The sequence below is a fragment of the Achromobacter mucicolens genome, from assembly GCF_902859725.1.
Taxonomy (GTDB): Bacteria; Pseudomonadota; Gammaproteobacteria; order Burkholderiales; family Burkholderiaceae_B; genus Achromobacter; species Achromobacter mucicolens.
This window is the reverse complement of the sequence record NZ_CADIJP010000011.1, coordinates 85,272-100,369: the sequence shown is the minus strand read 5'-3', so window position 1 is coordinate 100,369 and position 15,098 is coordinate 85,272. Positions and strand designations below refer to the sequence as shown.

The 15,098-nt window shown below is 66.9% G+C and carries 13 protein-coding genes; 8 read left to right on the top strand and 5 right to left on the bottom strand.

The features are described from left to right. Nucleotides 1-45: 45 nt before the first annotated feature. Nucleotides 46-2,421: a catalase gene (locus HV786_RS15805; protein ID WP_128828229.1), complete on the bottom strand. Its 2,376-nt coding sequence runs from the start codon at nt 2,419-2,421 to the stop codon at nt 46-48. A 12-nt stretch (nt 2,422-2,433) separates the two neighbouring features. Continuing rightward, nucleotides 2,434-3,048, bottom strand: a complete 615-nt coding sequence (locus HV786_RS15800; RefSeq protein ID WP_128828228.1) for a hypothetical protein — start codon at nt 3,046-3,048, stop codon at nt 2,434-2,436. A gap of 307 nt (nt 3,049-3,355) precedes the next feature. Between HV786_RS15800 and HV786_RS15795 the strand changes: the two genes are divergently transcribed. The 4 genes from HV786_RS15795 to HV786_RS15780 all read left to right on the top strand — a co-directional run bounded on the left by HV786_RS15795 (nt 3,356) and on the right by HV786_RS15780 (nt 6,931). Next, entirely contained in the window at nt 3,356-3,706 is a 351-nt protein-coding gene (locus HV786_RS15795) for a DUF3325 domain-containing protein (protein ID WP_128828227.1), read from the top strand. Between the two features lie 161 nt (nt 3,707-3,867). Then, the gene (locus tag HV786_RS15790) at nt 3,868-5,862 is read left to right on the top strand and encodes a ribonucleoside triphosphate reductase (RefSeq protein WP_128828226.1); all 1,995 of its coding nucleotides are present in this window, start codon (nt 3,868-3,870) and stop codon (nt 5,860-5,862) included. Between the two features lie 93 nt (nt 5,863-5,955). Continuing rightward, nucleotides 5,956-6,138, top strand: a complete 183-nt coding sequence (gene nrdD / locus HV786_RS15785) for an anaerobic ribonucleoside-triphosphate reductase (RefSeq protein WP_056318292.1) — start codon at nt 5,956-5,958, stop codon at nt 6,136-6,138. Beyond that, nucleotides 6,104-6,931 (top strand): anaerobic ribonucleoside-triphosphate reductase activating protein, encoded by an 828-nt coding sequence (locus HV786_RS15780; RefSeq protein ID WP_175211244.1) that lies wholly within the window; start codon nt 6,104-6,106, stop codon nt 6,929-6,931. The genes nrdD and HV786_RS15780 overlap by 35 nt, the downstream gene beginning before the upstream one ends. Here the strand turns inward: HV786_RS15780 and HV786_RS15775 are convergent. After that, a complete protein-coding gene (locus HV786_RS15775) occupies nt 6,922-8,340 on the bottom strand; it encodes an aminotransferase-like domain-containing protein (RefSeq protein ID WP_128828224.1) in 1,419 nt (472 codons plus the stop codon). The two genes, HV786_RS15780 and HV786_RS15775, sit on opposite strands and share 10 nt — an antisense overlap. Nucleotides 8,341-8,471: 131 nt before the next feature. Here HV786_RS15775 and HV786_RS15770 point away from each other — a divergent pair, with 131 nt between their 5' ends. The 4 genes from HV786_RS15770 (at nt 8,472) to HV786_RS15755 (ending at nt 13,032) form a co-directional block, all read left to right on the top strand. Beyond that, on the top strand, nt 8,472-9,761 hold the full coding sequence (locus HV786_RS15770; RefSeq protein WP_128828435.1) for a hydroxymethylglutaryl-CoA reductase, degradative: 1,290 nt from the start codon (nt 8,472-8,474) through the stop codon (nt 9,759-9,761). 70 nt (nt 9,762-9,831) lie between these two features. Continuing rightward, nucleotides 9,832-10,368: a hypothetical protein gene (locus HV786_RS15765; RefSeq protein ID WP_175211242.1), complete on the top strand. Its 537-nt coding sequence runs from the start codon at nt 9,832-9,834 to the stop codon at nt 10,366-10,368. Further along, nucleotides 10,365-11,753: a tripartite tricarboxylate transporter permease gene (locus HV786_RS15760; protein WP_056318279.1), complete on the top strand. Its 1,389-nt coding sequence runs from the start codon at nt 10,365-10,367 to the stop codon at nt 11,751-11,753. The genes HV786_RS15765 and HV786_RS15760 overlap by 4 nt, the downstream gene beginning before the upstream one ends. Before the next feature lie 121 nt (nt 11,754-11,874). Continuing rightward, nucleotides 11,875-13,032: an NAD(P)H-dependent flavin oxidoreductase gene (locus tag HV786_RS15755; protein WP_128828223.1), complete on the top strand. Its 1,158-nt coding sequence runs from the start codon at nt 11,875-11,877 to the stop codon at nt 13,030-13,032. Between the two features lie 14 nt (nt 13,033-13,046). On the opposite strand, the gene HV786_RS15750 is transcribed toward HV786_RS15755, so the two are convergent. Both HV786_RS15750 and HV786_RS15745 read right to left on the bottom strand, forming a co-directional pair. Next, nucleotides 13,047-13,715, bottom strand: a complete 669-nt coding sequence (locus HV786_RS15750) for an HAD family hydrolase (protein WP_128828222.1) — start codon at nt 13,713-13,715, stop codon at nt 13,047-13,049. Between the two features lie 124 nt (nt 13,716-13,839). Next, a complete protein-coding gene (locus tag HV786_RS15745; RefSeq protein WP_175211240.1) occupies nt 13,840-15,048 on the bottom strand; it encodes an MFS transporter in 1,209 nt (402 codons plus the stop codon). Nucleotides 15,049-15,098: the final 50 nt, after the last annotated feature.

The following is a 15,098-nucleotide window of genomic DNA, read 5'->3' as shown; positions in this document are numbered from 1 at the left end:
CCCGCGGGTGTCAATGGTCCTTGCTTACCCGTGCTGCCGCGCCCCTCATACCTTGGGCGGCGTCGTCTCCCGTTCCGGATGGCGATGTTTGCCCAGTGCGGCAATGAACGCTTGCGGGTCCTCGCCGCCCAGCAGCAGTCCGCCATCGTTCGGATCGGGGTCGATGCCGGCCGCGGCGTACACCTGGACGCCGTCGCCGACGCCCATCAGCGTCTTGCCGTGGCGATAGGCGTCGCGCAGGAACTCCAGCGCCCGTCCATCGGCCGCCAAGCGTTGCACGGCGTCGGCGCCCCCCACGACCACCGCGCCGTCAAACACCACGGACGGATGGTTGTCCAGCGACGCATCCGCATCGAACGCGCCGCCCTCGCCCGTCTGCATCGGACCAATGCGCTGGCCGACCAGCCGCACAACGGCGCCTGCCTGCATGAGAGCGTCGGCCACGGCGGACAGCGCCTTGCCGTCCACGCCTTCCGCCGCCAGGATGGCGACCTTGCGCGTCGCCACGCCGCCGTCGCCGGGACGGGCGGTCAGCGACAGCGAGGGCGACACCTGCACTTCGGACTTGGGTGGATTCTTCGTCGCGCGCGGCAAGGGATCCGGCAAGGGCATGCCGATTTCATCGGCCACGCCTTGCGCCAGTTCGTCCGACACATTGCGCAGGGAAGCGACCATGCGCTCGCGGATCTGCGGCACCGTCACCTTGCTGAGCTCGAACGCGAAGGCGTCAATGATGTGCTTGCGTTCCCAAGCGGTCTGGCTGTCGTAAAACAGCGTGGCCTGGTTGTAGTGCTCGGCGAACTTCTCCGGATGCCCGCGCAGTTCGTCACCCGTCACCGGCTCCGGAAACGACACGAAGCCGTCCATTCCCGCCTGGAACGGACAGCCGCCGGCAAGGGAATTGGGCTCATAGGACACGCGGCCGCGATGAATCGTCTGGCGATGCATGCCGTCGCGCTGGTTGTTGTGCACCGGCGCCAGCGGCGCGTTGATGGGGATCTCGTGGAAGTTCGGGCCGCCCAGGCGCGAGATCTGCGTGTCGACGTAGGAATGGATGCGGCCAGCCAGCAGGGGGTCATTCGTGAAGTCCACGCCGGGCACCACGTGCGCGGCGCAGAAAGCCACCTGCTCGGTCTCGGCAAAGAAGTTGTCGGGGTTGCGATCCAGCACCATGCGGCCGATGGGCACGATCGGCACCAGTTCCTCGGGCACGATCTTGGTGGCGTCCAGCACGTCGAAGCTGAAGCCTTCGGCCTGGTCTTCCGTGAAGACCTGCACGCCCAGCTCCCATTGCGGACCATGACCCGCGTCGATGGCCTCCCAGAGGTCGCGGCGATGATAGTCAGGGTCCGCGCCCGACACCTTGACCGCCTCGTTCCACACTTGCGAATGCGTCCCCAGGATGGGATTCCAGTGGAATTTCACCAGGCGCGATTCACCCTGCGCGTTGACGAACCGGAACGTGTGCACGCCAAAGCCCTGCATCATCCGGTAGCTGCGCGGGATCGCGCGGTCCGACATCACCCACATCAGCATGTGCGTGGACTCCGGCATGAGCGACACGAAGTCCCAGAAGGTATCGTGCGCGGACGCGGCCTGCGGCATGCCATGGTGCGGCTCGGGCTTGACCGCGTGGACGAGGTCCGGGAACTTCATTGCATCCTGGATGAAGAACACCGGCATGTTGTTGCCCACCAGGTCCCAATTGCCCTCGTCGGTATAGAACTTGACGGCAAAGCCGCGCACGTCGCGCGCCGTGTCCTTGGACCCGCGCTCGCCCGCCACCGTCGAAAACCGCACGAACACCGGCGTGCGCTTGCCGGCCTCGGCAAACAGCGATGCGGCGGTCAGATCGGTCAGCGGCTTGTAGCATTCGAAGTAGCCGTGGGCCGCAGACCCGCGGGCGTGCACGATGCGCTCGGGAATCCGCTCATGGTCGAAGTGCGTGATCTTCTCGCGGAGGATGAAATCCTTCAGCAGCGCCGGCCCGCGCAGGCCAGCCTTCAGCGAATGCTGGTTGTCGCTGACGCGCACGCCCTGGTTGGTGGTCAGTTCCTGGCCGCCGCCGTCCGCGCGCACGCGCGGCAACTGCCCGTCGACACGATTCACGCCCGGGGTCGCGGCATCGCCGGTCTTGTCCGACACTTCCTTTTCGGACAGCGAGCTTGCGCCGACGGCGGGGTCCACGGCCCCCACGTGCGCACCGGCGTACGGGCAGCGCGCGGCCTGCTCGCCGTACTCGGCTTCCTTGTTGGTGTTATGGGGCATCGCGCCCACGGTGGCGCCCACCGCCGCCGCGCGCTTGAGCGCGGGGTGGCTCGGCTTGCCGGCCGGTCCGCTTGCGGGACCGCTGTCGGTGTTCATGTAGGCGGTATCCAGTGCACCGCCCTTGCCGGCCTTGGCTGGCTTTTTGCTTGCCATGAGTCTTTCTCCTTAATGGGTCAGCATCGAGTCGCGCGCCTGTTCGGCGCGGGATGCGCCAATGGCGGTCTCGACCTTCTTCACTTCTTCGGGCGGCGGCAGGACGGCGGGGAAGCCGAGCGACTCGATCCACAGTTCGCGCGACCAGCCCTGCGTGTGATAAAGGTGGTGGTCCTCGTCGGTAGCCACCGCGTCGTAGGCTTGCTTGAGGATCTTGGCCTGCTCGCCCGACTGCTGCTCGGCAATCAACCCGATCAGCGACCAATTGGCGTGATCCTTGGTTTCGGCCAGCACCACGCATTCGGTGGCCACGAGCTGCGCGGCTTCGGGATCGCCGGCCGAAATGGCCATCTTCATGGCCTTCACCAACGATTCGCCCAAGTGCCGCACCACGTCGCGGCCCGGCGACTTGGCCTGCGGGTCGAGCTTCAGTTGCTCGAAGACGGTCAGCAGCACGCGGCGATGCGTGCGCGTTTCTTCCAGGTAGCCCAGCCATTCCTTCTTCAGGTCTTCGTTGATGGCACACGACACCGCGGTCTCGTAGATGGCGAGGCCGCCCATTTCGGTTTCCAGGGCCTGGTACAGCAATTCCTTGATCTGATCGGCGTTTCCGGCTTTGCGCTTCATGGTTAGGCTCCTTGTGGTTGGTCATCAACGATCAACACGCGGCGATCGTTCCGGATGGAGGCGCGAACACAGCAATTGCCGTTCCTGCGGCGGCAAAGCGCGAGCAGACGCCGTGCAGACGGGCCTTGCGGGGCATCGCGGGCACCAGCCGATGGGCACACGTTCCAAATCGTCCCGGAAGAAAATACAAAGCCCCGCGCGCCGGACGCGCCGCCGATTCCCGTAGAATCAGGGTCGTTACCCATCAAAGCGCTAGCGCGCCGCGCCCTCACACAGGTTCGGCAACCTGCGCAAGACGTGCAGCCGCATGACCCTGAATGACCTCTGCGCCATCGCGATGGCCTTGCTGCTGACTTACGCCGGCATGGCTTGCCTGGCCCTGGCCACCCCCCGCCACTACCACCAGGTCTGGACGCGCAATCCCCGCGCGGCCCACACGCGCGTGCTGCGCGGCGCTGGCGCGCTGCTGATGGGGCTGGCGATCCTGCCTTGCGTCGGCCTGTGGGGCGATGCGCTGGGCATGGTGGTCTGGCTGGGCTGGCTCTGCGCGGGCGCGCTGCTGTGGTTTGGCAAACTGTCCTGGACGCCACGGCCTGCCGCAGGCGCCGCCGCCCTGGCCGTGGCGATATCCCTGGTGGGCGTCGGCATCGGGTTTTGATGGCGTCTCACTGAGCGCCTGGCTGCGACCCATCACCGCATTGCGCAATTTCGCAGACCATTTTGACCATTTGACGCCGGTCAACCTGCGCCCAGATGCCAACCATTCAGCACCATATGTGGTGGTAGAGTTTTCGAACTCCACTACATATGGTGCCAATAATGGAAATCCAACACATCCTCAAGCGCGACGGCCGCGTCGTTGCATTCGATAGCGAGAAGATCGCGCAAGCCATGGCGGCGGCGGGCCAAAGCACCGGGGAGTTGGACCTGGAAGGCGCACGCGCCCTGACCGGCACCGTCATCGCAAAGCTGGACGGCAATGTCTGCCCCGGCGTCGAAACCATCCAGAACCGCGTCGAGGAAGCCCTGGTCCAGGCGGGCCACTGGCGCACGGCGCGCGCCTACATCGTCCACCGCGAGCAGCACGCCCGCCTGCGTTCCCTGCGCCACACGCTGGTCGACGTCGAAAGCGCCATGGAAGAGTATCTGGAACAGCGCGATTGGCGCGTGAACGCCAACGCCAACCAGGGATACAGCCTGGGCGGTCTCATTCTGAACGTGGCCGGCAAGGTCACCGCCAACTACTGGCTGTCCAACGTCTTCACGCCCGAAGCCGGCCACGCCCACCGCGAAGGCGACATCCACATCCACGACCTGGACATGCTCAGCGGTTACTGCGCCGGCTGGTCGCTGCGCCAGTTGCTGACCGAAGGCTTCAACGGCATCCCGGGCAAGGTCGAATCCACCCCCCCGAAGCATATGTCGGCCGCCATCGGCCAGATCGTCAACTTCCTGGGCACGCTGCAGAACGAATGGGCCGGCGCGCAGGCATTCAGTTCGTTCGACACCTACATGGCGCCCTTCATCCGCCGCGACGCAATGACCTACGCGGACGTCAAGCAATCCATCCAGGAACTGATCTTCAACCTGAACGTGCCCAGCCGCTGGGGCACGCAGACGCCGTTCACCAACCTGACCTTCGACTGGACTTGCCCGGCCGACCTGAAGGACCAGATCCCGTACGTGGGCGGCGAGGAAATGCCGTTCTCTTACGGCGACCTGCAAGCCGAAATGGACATGATCAACCGCGCCTACATCGAGGTCATGATGGCCGGCGACGCGAAGGGCCGCGTGTTCACGTTCCCCATCCCCACCTACAACATCACGCCGGATTTCGACTGGGACCACCCGAACACCGAGCGCCTCTTTGAAATGACGGCGCGTTATGGGCTGCCCTACTTCCAGAACTTCCTGAATTCCGACCTCGAGCCGCACATGGTGCGCTCCATGTGCTGCCGTCTGCAACTCGACCTGCGCGAACTCTTGAAGCGCGGCAACGGGCTCTTCGGCTCGGCCGAGCAGACGGGCTCGGTCGGCGTCGTGACCGTGAACTGCGCCCGCCTTGGCCATACGTGCCGCGGCGACGAGGCACGGCTCATGGAACGCCTGGACTATCTGCTGGCGCTGGGCCGCGACGTCCTGGAAACCAAGCGCAAGGTGGTGCAACGCTATATCGACCAGGGGCTTTACCCCTACACCCGCCGCTACCTGGGCACGTTGCGCAACCACTTCAGCACGCTGGGCGTGAACGGCATCAACGAGATGATCCGCAATTTCACCGACGACGCCGAAGACGTGACGACACCCGCCGGCCACGCCTTTGCCGTGCGCCTGCTGGATCGCGTGCGCCAGCGCATGACCGAATTCCAGGAAGAGACCGGCCATCTCTACAACCTGGAGGCCACCCCGGCCGAAGGCACCACATACCGATTTGCCCGCGAAGACCGCAAGCGCTATCCCGGCATCCTGCAAGCGGGCACGGACGCCCAGCCTTACTACACCAACTCCAGCCAGTTGCCGGTGGGCTACACGGACGATCCCTTCCACGCGCTGGAACTGCAGGAAACGCTGCAAAGCAAGTACACAGGCGGCACGGTGCTGCACCTGTACATGAACGAAGCCGTGTCCACCGCCGAGGCCTGCAAACAGCTCGTGCGCCGCGCGCTCACCAACTTCCGCCTGCCCTACATCACCGTCACGCCGACGTTCTCGATCTGCCCGAATCACGGTTATCTAGCCGGGCACCACGAGTTCTGCCCCAAGTGCGACGCGGAACTGCTGGCCAAGCAATCGGCCTGCTGCACCCCGGCGTAGCGTTTCCGGACCCGGATCGGCGCGTGGCCTCCCGGCGCGCGCTGTCCTTCACCCGCCGGGCATGCGTCCGGCATTCACTCCCGAGGAAATCTCATGCAAACCTTGACCGCCCCCGCCGCCACGTCCGCTCCCGCCGTCCAACTGGACGACAGCCAGCGCGTGCGCTGCGAAGTCTGGACCCGGGTGATGGGCTACCACCGCCCGGTTTCTTCCTTCAACACCGGCAAACAGGGCGAATTCAATGAGCGCCGCTTCTTCGTCGAACGCAGTGCCTGAAGGCGGCACGCCCGTGGGCGCTTCGCCGGCCGGCGGCGCCGGCCTGCCCGCCAGCCAGGCCGTGCGCCTGCTGACAGACCGGCCAGCCTATGCCTCGCCGCCTCAGCCCGTCATCCAGCCCCTGCCCCGGCACTCGCCCGCGGTCGGGGGGCTGGTGCCCTTTTCCACCGTGGACTGGCCGGGCCAGCTGGCGGCGGTCGTCTTCATCTCGGGTTGTCCGTGGCGGTGCCACTATTGCCACAACACCGAGCTGCTGACGCGCGCCGCCCGCTATGACTGGCGCGAAGTCCGTGCCTTCCTTGAAACCCGCAAGGGCCTCCTGGATGCGGTCGTGTTCTCCGGCGGAGAACCCTTGAGCGAACCGCGCCTGCCGGCCATGATCCGCGACATCAAACGCATGGGCTACCGCGTAGGCCTGCACACCGCAGGCATCTATCCGTTGCGGCTGGCCGACGTGCTGCGTCATCTGGACTGGGTGGGCATGGATATCAAGGCGGACGCCAAGGGGTATGACGACATCACGGGCCGTCGCGACTCGCAGCGGCCGGCGCTAGCGTGCCTGACGCAGTTGCTATCGGCCGGCACGGACTTCGAATGCCGCATCACCTGGCATCCGGACTGGCTGGACGAACCGCGCCTGATGACGCTGGCGCGCGAGCTCTCGCGCCGCGGCGTGCGCCAGTTTGCGGTGCAGGCGGCACGCGCCGCGCCCGGCGCCCCGGTCGCGCGCGCGCTCAGCAACCAGGCGCAGGCCGAGCTGCGGCAAACCTTCGAGGAATTTGCCTATCGCTGAGCCAGATGCGCGGCCAGGGTGGCATGAAACCGCGGCGACACCACAGCGCCTACATTGCAGCGGGACCAGGGCGACACCGCCTTGGGGTCCACGCTGAACACGCGGCCCGGCGCCATGATGACCTTTTCGGGCATCAGCGCCTCGGCCAGCGTCAGCGAGTCCGGCACGCCCGGAAACGCTGCCCACAGGTATAGCGAGCTGGTCGGCCGTGTAAACACATGGGCGCCCAGCGCGTCCAGCACCTGCAAGGCCTGTCCGGTCGCGGCCTCCAGCCGTTGCCGCAGCCGCACCAGATGCCGCTCGTAATGGCCCTCGCGCAGCATCACGTCCACCATGCGTTCGCAGTATTCGGAACTGCTGACATGCACCAGCGCCTTCAGGTCGGCCAGGTCGCTGGCCAGCGCCGCATTGCAGGCGATGAAACCCACGCGCAACGCCGCCGAGAACGACTTGGAGAAGCTGCCGATGTACAGCGTGCGCTCAAGCTGATCCAGCGCCGACAGCCGGACCGAGGACGTGGGCTTGAAGTCCGCCAGCGGATCGTTCTCGACCACCATCAGGTTGTAGCGCTCTGCCAACTGCAGGATCTTGTAGGCCTTGGCTGGCGACATGTCCGAGCCGGTCGGGTTGTGCGCGATCGATTGCGTGAAGAAAAGCCGCGGCTTTTCGCGCTGCAGCAACGCTTCCAACGCCACCACGTCCGGCCCGTCGGGCAGGCGCGGCACGCCCACCATCCGCACCCCGGCCAGCTTCAGCTTGCCAAAGAGCGGGTAGTAGCCTGGGTCGTCCACCAGCGCCGTCGACCCCGGCGGCAGGAAGTACCGGATCACCAGGTCCATGGCCTCGTTGGCGCCATGCGTAAGCACCAGTTGCGACGGCGCGGCGTTGATGCCCACATCGCCCTGCTTGCGCACCAGGCTTTCGCGCAGCGGCGCGTAACCGAAACGGCTGCCATAGCGGAATAGCGCGCCCAGCCCCGTGCGCACCACCTTCTGGTGGTAGCGGTCCATGCGCATGTCCGCCAGCCACTCCACCGGCGGAAATCCATCTCCCACGGCAACCGCGTCCGGCTGGGTCTTGAGCTGCTCGCGCATGAGCCACACGATATCCATCGCCCGGCTCAGTTGCCCCGGCTCCTCGTCCGCCGCGGGGCGCGCATGGTCGACGTCCAACACGTAAAAGCCAGAGCCGCGCCGCGGCTCGACCACCCCGCGCGCCACCAGCATTTCAAATGCCACGACGACCGTGTTCTTGGCATAGCGATGCAATTGCGCCAGCTCGCGCAAGGACGGCAACTTGTCGCCGGCGCGATAGACGCCGTCTGCGATCTGCTGGCCGATCAGGTTGGCCAGACTTTCGGCGATGGGTGCCGGGCGCTGCGGCCTGCCAGGCGGTTTGGCGTCTGCCACGTTGGGATCCCCGTGAATGCGTTGCCGAAAATTGGTGCAGTGCAATGGTACTGTTTGCCCAAACTGTACCTCTGAATAGCGGTACAGTTTACCTAGAATCAGGCCACTCGATTCTTATACGGAGACAAGCCATCGTGGCCGATTCACGCCTGCCCAACTTCCGGGCCCTCACGCCCGCCCAACGCCTCGCTGTTATTGCCGACGCCGCCTCGCTCTCGGCCGAAGAGCGCCGCCAGCTCGCCGAGCCCGGCGCCCTGGGCCTTGCCCGCGCCGACGGCATGATCGAAAACGTGCTGGGCACTTTCGAGCTGCCGCTGGGCGTGGCGGGCAACTTCCAGGTCAATGGCCGCGACGTGCTGGTGCCTATGGCGGTGGAAGAACCGTCCGTCGTGGCTGCCGCTTCGTTCATGGCCAAGCTGGCGCGCGAGTGCGGCGGCTTCCAGACATCCAGCACCCGGCCCCTCATGCGTGCGCAGGTGCAGGTGCTTGGCCTGACCGACCCGCATGGCGCGCGCCTGGCCCTGCTGCGCGAGCGGGAGCGCATCCTGACGCTGGCCAACAGCCGAGACAAGGTGCTGATCGAACTGGGCGGCGGCTGCCAGGACATCGAAGTGCACGTCTTTCCCGACACGCCGCGCGGCCCGATGATCGTGATGCATCTGATCGTGGACGTGCGCGACGCCATGGGCGCCAACACCGTCAACACCATGGCCGAGGCCGTGGCGCCGCTGGTCGAGGAGATCGTCGGCGGGTCGGTGCGGCTGCGCATCCTGTCCAACCTGGCCGACCTGCGGCTGGCCCGCGCCCGCGTGCGTCTGACCCCGCAAACGCTGGACACCAAGGAGCGCAGCGGGGCCGAGATCATCGAAGGCGTGCTGGATGCCTACACGTTCGCCGCCATCGACCCGTACCGCGCCGCCACGCACAACAAGGGCATCATGAACGGCATCGACCCGGTGATCGTGGCCACGGGCAATGACTGGCGCGCGGTCGAGGCCGGCGCGCACGCCTACGCCAGCCGCTCGGGACGCTACACGTCGCTGACGCACTGGGAAAAGGACACCTCCGGCGCCCTGGTCGGCACCATCGAAATTCCCATGCCCGTGGGCCTGGTGGGCGGAGCGACCAAGACCCATCCGCTGGCGCGCCTTGCGCTGAAGATCATGGACGTGCGCTCGGCGCAGGAGCTGGGCGAAGTCGCCGTCGCGGTCGGCCTGGCGCAGAATCTGGGCGCGCTGCGGGCGCTTGCCACCGAAGGCATCCAGCGCGGTCACATGGCGCTGCATGCCCGCAACATTGCCCTGGTGGCCGGCGCCACCGGCGCGGAGATCGACGAGGTCGCCAAGCGCATGGCGGCGGAAAAAGATGTCCGCACCGATCGCGCGCTGGCCTTGCTGGAGGAACTGCGCGCAGCCCGATAACCCGCAAGGCAGGTATCCGAGACGGCGCCGGCCCCCAACGCGCGCCGTCCGATAAACACAGGAGAGAGACATGAAACAAAGCCTCCCGGCGCCCTCCACGCGCCTGGCTGAAGTCTGGAGCGACACCGTGGACCTCAGGCATCTGGCCTGGGCCATCGGCATCGGCATCACGATCAGCGTGGCGGGCTTCTTTGCCGCCAGCCGCTGGTTGCGCGGCATGGTCGCCTCGCCCGAGCTCGCGCACGCCTACGCCATGCTGGCCGGGCTGGCGGGCTGCGTGCTGGCCGGCGTGATCTGCGCGCGGCTGTTCCCGCCCAAGCGCGAGGTCATCGAGCGCAGCGCCACGCACGATCCCGCCTGGCGCGCCGAAGTGCTGGCCGAACTGGCCGAGCAGCCGGGCGGCCTGGGCACGTTGGCGGACCTGCCCGAGCCGGTCGTGCGCGAACTGAAGGAACTGGATCTGTACGACCTGTTCGCACAGCCTGCGGCCGCGGCCGGCTCTGGCGCCGCTGATGGCGTCAACAATGGCATCACCGATGGCACCACAGATAGCGCCACCAATGCCGCCGCCACGCGGCGCGGCGCCGCCAAGGAGGCACTGGCATGAGCGACCCCGCACTGCTTGAACAAATCATGGTGGCCGCCGGCATGGGCCTGTTGGGCGCGGTGGTGTTCGCCGCCATCGGCCTGGTGTCCGGCACCGACGAAACCACCACGCTGGCCCCGCTGACCCTCCTGGTGGTGCTGCTGGGCGTGCCGCCTGCCGGCGTCTTCACGTTTTTCCTGGCGGGCGCGGTGGCCAAGCACATGACGCACGCCGTGCCCACCGCGCTGCTGGGCATCCCGGGCGACACGCTGGCCACGCCATTGCTGCAGGATGCAAACATGCTGCGCAAACTGGGCGTGCCGCACATTGCGCTGCGCAAGATGGTGTCCGGCGCCATCGTGGCGGCCTTTGTCGCGGTGCCGCTGGCGGTGCTGTTTGCCGTGCTGCTTGCGCCGTTTGGCGCCGCCATCACCAAGTCGGCCCCCTGGATCTTCCTGGCCGCCGCGTTGCTGATCGCGTATTTTTCCGCGGGACGCTGGGCAGCCGTGGCGCTGCTGGTGCCGTTCGTCATGGTCATCATTGCGCTGCAAAGCCTGACCGCCAAATACGGCGTCAAGCTGAGCATCAGCTATTTCCTGGGCATTGCGATCGGCCCGCTGATCGCCGACCTGTTCACTGTCCTCTCGCCGCAAGGCCGCGGCAAGATGATGCGCGACAAGGTGCGCACGTTCTCGCTGGCGCCCGATGTGAAGGGCTGGTCGGGCTACTTCCCGAACCCGCTGAAGGTCATGGACCGCGTGCAGACCCGCTGGACACTTGCCACCGCGGCCGTCTCCAGCGCCACGTTCGTGTTCAGCCCGGTCGCCATGACCGTCGTGCTGGGCGAACTGGTGGGCTCGCGCGTCAAGCACGCCTACCACCGACTGACCACGGTGCTCAGCGCGCGCAACGGCGTGACCGAGGCCACCTACATCGCCGAGGCCCTGATTCCGCTGATCGCGTTCGGCCTGCCCCTGAGCCCCGTGGCCGCGGGACCCGCCGCGCCGCTCTTTAACGCGCCGCCTCGCTTCACGGTGGATGCGGCAACGGGCCAGACGCACAACCTGCACAACCTGCTGAACCACTGGGAATTCCTGGGCTACGGCATGCTGGCGGTGCTGCTGGCGGCGGTGGTGTCCTACCCGTTCGCCATGAACTTCGCGCGCCGCGCCGCGCTGTTCGTCTCGCGCCGTGTCAGCCACGAAGCCATCATCGCCACGTTCGTGGGGCTGATCATCGTAATCAGCGTCTGGGAAGGCCAATTCCTGGGCCTGCTCGTCATCCTGACCATGGGCCTCATCGGCGGCCTGCTGTCGCGCCTGTTCGGTTTCAACACCGGCGTGCAGTTCATGGGCTACTACACCGCCGTGCTCTCGGTGCCGGCGATCGTCAAGCTGCTGGGATAAAGCGTGACGGATGGGCGGGCATTTAGCCCCGCCCATTGCCGCGCCACTTGATCCTTCGCAAGGCGGCGCTGCCCACCTTGCTCTAGCCTCTGGTCTCTTGACCAGAGGAAAGACTCATATCATGACGTGGTTCAAATCACTCACCCTCGCCGGACGCGAGTTGCTGCCCATCGTGCAGGGCGGCATGGGCGTTGGCGTATCTGCCCATCGCCTGGCCGGCGCGGTTGCCAGCCAGAACGCCGTGGGCACCATTGCCAGCGTCGATTTGCGCCATCACCACGCCGATCTCGTGGAAAAAACCGAAAAATGCAATGACCGCGACACGATCGACACGGCAAACCGCGAAGCCCTGCACCGTGAAGTGCGCGCCGCGCTGGATACGGCGCAAGGCCGTGGCCTGGTGGCGGTGAACGTCATGAAGGCCGTGCGCGATCATCCCGCGCTGGTGCGCCAGGCCTGCGAAAGCGGCGCCCAGGCCATCGTCATGGGCGCCGGCCTGCCGCTGGACCTGCCCGAAATGACCGCCGATTTCCCCAAAGTGGCGCTCGTGCCCATTCTGTCCGAGGCCCGCGGCGTCGCCGCCGTCCTGAAGAAATGGATGAAAAAGGGGCGCCTGGCGGACGCGGTCGTCATCGAACACCCCGGCTATGCGGGAGGCCACCTGGGCGCGGCCCGGCTCGACGACCTGCACAGCGAACGTTTCGATTTCAAGAAGGTGCTGGCCGAATGTCACGCCCTCTTCAGTGAATTGCAGTTGGGCCGCGATGCGCCCCGCCTGATCGTCGCGGGCGGCGTGGGCAGCCACGAACAGGTCCGCCACTGGCTCAGCAACGGCGCCGACGGCGTGCAGGTCGGCACCGCGTTCGCCGTCACCCACGAAGGCGACGCCCACGAAAACTTCAAGCGCGTGCTGATCGACGCCGATCCCACCCAACTGGCGGAATTCACCAGCGTGGCCGGCCTGCCGGCGCGCGCGGTCGCCACGCCGTGGCTCACGCGCTACCTGCGCCAGGAAGGCACGCTTCAGGCCAACACCCGCGCCGATCCGCGCCGCTGCAGCCAGCGCATGGACTGCCTGACGCAATGCGGCCTGCGCGACGGCATCGCCAAGTTCGGCCAGTTCTGCATCGACCTGAAACTTGCGGCCGCCATGCGCGGCGAAGTCAGCCGCGGCCTGTTCTTCCGCGGCGCATCCAAGCTGCCGTTCGGCAACGCGATGCGCTCGGTGCGCGAGCTGATGGATTACCTGCTGCACGGCGAAATGCCCGCCGCGGCCTAAGGCCTTAGCAACCCTCAGATGATCTCCGGCAGGCGCCGCAGATCATCGATCACTTCAAAGGCGCCCTCGTCCAGCAACCGCTGCCGCTGCTGCGGCCCGTTGTGCGAGGCGCCGACGAATCCCACCGCCCGCATGCGCGCCGCCCGCGCGGCGCGTACACCCGGCACGCTGTCCTCGACCACGACGCAGTCCAGCACCGCAGCCCGCATCTGCCGCGCTGCATACAGGAAAATGTCCGGCGCCGGCTTGCCCTTGGCGACCTGCGCCGTGCTGAACACGTGGGGCGCAAACATCTCCCACAGACCCACCATCTTCAATGCCGCCTCAAGCTTGGCGGGCATGCTGCTGGACGCCACGCACAGGTCCAGGCCGCGTTCGCGCAAGACCTTCAAGGTTTCATGCACGTGCGGCAGCGCGCGCAGCTCGGTACGGAACGTGCGCTCCAGCCGGTCGGCATACTGCCGGGCAAATTCGTCGGGCAGCGAGCAGGCGTTTTCGGCCTGCAACGTGCGCCACATGTCCGCATCGGGAATGCCGGCGAAGCGCTGCGCGGCCTCTTCAGGCGTGATCGCGATGCCGTGTTCGGCCAGCGCGCGGGACTGGGCGCGCGCGGCAATGATTTCGCTGTCGATCAGGACGCCATCGCAATCGAAGATCACCAGGCGTGGAGCGGACGTGTGCATGCAACCTCCATCGTGTCGTGCGCTCCATGATAGGCCAGCCGGGTAACCGCGCCGACCTGGCCGGATGACCTGCGCCTGGCGGCGCAAGCAGGCGAGGCCCCGCGCGCACGTCCCGGCCAGCGCGTCAAAGACGGACGCCCTTCACGCGCCGCAGACGCCAGGCAACCGCCACGCCCGCCAAGCCCGCAGCGGCGACGATGAACGAGGCGGACGTCCAGCCAAAGCGGTCGATCGCGCCGCCCACGGCCACCGGTCCAATCACCTGTCCCAGGTTGCTGCCCTGCATGACCAGTCCCACGGATGCGGCGGTCAGCGCCGGACGCGGGGCGACCAGCGGCGCGGTGCCCAGCAGCGTGGCCGGGATCAGTCCGCCCACGGCCGAGAACAGCACGCACAACAGAAAAGTGGTCATGGCGGGCAGCGCCGATCCGAAGATCAGGAGCGCCACGGCCGCCATCACCGAACTGGCTAGCGCGATCAATGTGGACCGGCGCCATCCGCGCCCCAGCAGCACGCCCGCGCCCAGATTGCCCACCACATTGGCGGCACTGGCGATGGCGCTATACAGGCCGGCCTTGGCAAGCGTCAGTCCCAATTGCTCCATCAGCAGCACCGGCAGGAACGTGAACAGCGCGAAGAACATCAGGCTGTAGAGCGTGAAGGACAGCGCCAGCAGCAGCGGGCCGGGCGCGCCCATGGTGTCGGCAGTATCCTGGCGCAGGCCGTGCCACGACAGGCTGGCCCCCCGGGGCGTGGGCGGCGCCAGCGCGGCGATGCTGACCAGCGCCACGCCGGCGGCAATGCCCGCGCACCACCAATAGGCATGCCAATCGTCAAACGCCTGCGAGGCAAGCATGGCAATCGCCATCCCGGCTGGCATGTAGCAGCTCCAGAGCGCGAAGGCGAAATCGCGCCTGCCGCCCGCGACGATGCGCTGCAACGCCGCGGGGCCGGCTACCGTGACGAGCAGGAAACCCAGCCCCTCGACGATCCGCGATCCGAGCAGCAGGCCGTAGGTCGGCGCCAGGGCTCCGGCCGCGGTGCCCGCCGCTGTGGCCGCCAAGCCTAGCAACAGCATGCGCCGCGCGCCAAAACGTGCAATCACGCCGCCCGCGGCGATGCCGCCCACCATGCCCAGCACCGAGAACACCGCCGTCAATGTGCCGATGGAGGCCAGATCCAGTCCCATGTCCTTGCGCAGGAGCGGCGCGGCAATGATGACCTTACCCACCTGCAACGCCGCCACGACGCCCGCGCCGACGATGGCCAGCACCGCGCCCCAATGTTGTCCCGCTGCGCGGCTGTCTGCCGCCACCCCATCAACCTTGTCCATCCTGCCCTCGTTTTTGCCGGAATTCCGGCATCATGCCGCGCAAAGCCGAT

What these genes read in the sequence shown, in the direction of transcription:
- HV786_RS15765 (WP_175211242.1), top strand. Translation starts at nt 9,832, where the DNA reads ATGAAACAAAGCCTCCCGGCGCCCTCCACGCGCCTGGCTGAAGTCTGG.
- HV786_RS15790 (WP_128828226.1), top strand. Translation starts at nt 3,868, where the DNA reads ATGGAAATCCAACACATCCTCAAGCGCGACGGCCGCGTCGTTGCATTC.
- HV786_RS15795 (WP_128828227.1), top strand. Translation starts at nt 3,356, where the DNA reads ATGACCCTGAATGACCTCTGCGCCATCGCGATGGCCTTGCTGCTGACT.
- nrdD (WP_056318292.1), top strand. Translation starts at nt 5,956, where the DNA reads ATGCAAACCTTGACCGCCCCCGCCGCCACGTCCGCTCCCGCCGTCCAA.
- HV786_RS15760 (WP_056318279.1), top strand. Translation starts at nt 10,365, where the DNA reads ATGAGCGACCCCGCACTGCTTGAACAAATCATGGTGGCCGCCGGCATG.
- HV786_RS15805 (WP_128828229.1), bottom strand. Translation starts at nt 2,421, where the DNA reads ATGGCAAGCAAAAAGCCAGCCAAGGCCGGCAAGGGCGGTGCACTGGAT.
- HV786_RS15755 (WP_128828223.1), top strand. Translation starts at nt 11,875, where the DNA reads ATGACGTGGTTCAAATCACTCACCCTCGCCGGACGCGAGTTGCTGCCC.
- HV786_RS15745 (WP_175211240.1), bottom strand. Translation starts at nt 15,048, where the DNA reads ATGGACAAGGTTGATGGGGTGGCGGCAGACAGCCGCGCAGCGGGACAA.
- HV786_RS15750 (WP_128828222.1), bottom strand. Translation starts at nt 13,715, where the DNA reads ATGCACACGTCCGCTCCACGCCTGGTGATCTTCGATTGCGATGGCGTC.
- HV786_RS15780 (WP_175211244.1), top strand. Translation starts at nt 6,104, where the DNA reads ATGAGCGCCGCTTCTTCGTCGAACGCAGTGCCTGAAGGCGGCACGCCC.
- HV786_RS15800 (WP_128828228.1), bottom strand. Translation starts at nt 3,048, where the DNA reads ATGAAGCGCAAAGCCGGAAACGCCGATCAGATCAAGGAATTGCTGTAC.